Here is a 1,017-nt window from a genome sequence, read left to right on the forward strand (position 1 = left end):
CGTCAACGCGGTGGCGGCCGGCGCCGGCTGGAGCGTCCTGCCCAGCTACCTGTGCCGGGCCGAGCTCGCCTCGGGTGCGCTGCGCCTGCTGCACCGGCCGGAGGATCCGCCGATTAACACCGCCTACCTGGTGCAGCGCCCGGCCGCGTCCGGTAATCCGCACGTCGCCGTGGTCCGGGAGCGGATCCTCGCCGCGGCGCGCGCCTGCTGAGCCCCCTTCGCCAGGGTTCCGTCAAGATCGGCGGCCGGTTCACAAAAGCCAGTTCACAAAAGGGGACTATTCTTCAGGTGGTTCGTAGCGGCACCGATCGGGAGGGAGGCGAGAGCAATGGACTCCAGTAGTAGTCCGGGCCCCAGTCGGCCCCGTCCCCCGCTTTCCGCACCCCGCCCCGGCGCGCGCTGACGCCAGTCGGTCCACTCGCGCGCGCCCTCGCCCCGGCCCCCGGCCGTCGGAGGTTCGCCATGACCCGCCTGTTCTTCCCGCAGTTCTCCCAGCAGTCCCTCCACGCCCGCGGCACCGGTCTGCTGCGCGGCCTGCGCCGCCCCGCGCCGCACCTGCCGCCGCTCGCCGCGCTGCCCGCCGACGCCCCCATCGTCCGCGGCAGGCTGCGGCTGACCCTCCAGGACGGCACCCCGCGCCTGTACCTGCTCGACCACCGCGACTTCGCCGCCACCACGTCCCCCGACGTGGCGTACGACGCCCGCGTGCAGACGGCGTACGTGTTCGCGCTCCAGGGCCACGGCCCCGACTGCCTCGCACGGCACCTCGGCCTCCCGCTCGCCGCCGCCGAGGCCATCACCGCGCACGCCGCCCGAGCCGTCCCCCAGGCCTGAAGCCCGGGCTTCAGACCGCCAGGTCCCGCCGCTCCAGCAGCCGGAACGCGGCGAGCAGCCCGAGCGCGGCGACGCCCACCCGCACGCCCAACGACGCCCACGGCACGCCCCCGTGGGCCCGGACGTCGCCGGGCGCGACCTAGGGGAACGGGCTCAGGAAGCGCAGCGGCGCGGCCGGGGACC

At 75.6% G+C, this 1,017-nt stretch carries 2 protein-coding genes; both read left to right on the top strand.

Annotation, left to right across the window (positions count from 1 at the left end; genetic code table 11):
- Window positions 1-211 (top strand): LysR substrate-binding domain-containing protein (locus AB0O00_RS29720; protein WP_363656969.1); only part of this gene is annotated, 211 nt, incomplete at its 5' end.
- Window positions 212-462: 251 nt separating this feature from the next.
- Window positions 463-834, top strand: coding sequence for a hypothetical protein (locus AB0O00_RS29725; protein ID WP_363656971.1), 372 nt, complete (start codon window positions 463-465; stop codon window positions 832-834).
- Window positions 835-1,017 lie beyond the last annotated feature (183 nt).

The sequence above is a fragment of the Kitasatospora sp. NPDC093558 genome (genome assembly GCF_040683475.1).
GTDB lineage: Bacteria > Actinomycetota > Actinomycetes > Streptomycetales > Streptomycetaceae > Kitasatospora.

What these genes read in the sequence shown, in the direction of transcription:
- AB0O00_RS29725 (WP_363656971.1), top strand. Translation starts at nt 463, where the DNA reads ATGACCCGCCTGTTCTTCCCGCAGTTCTCCCAGCAGTCCCTCCACGCC.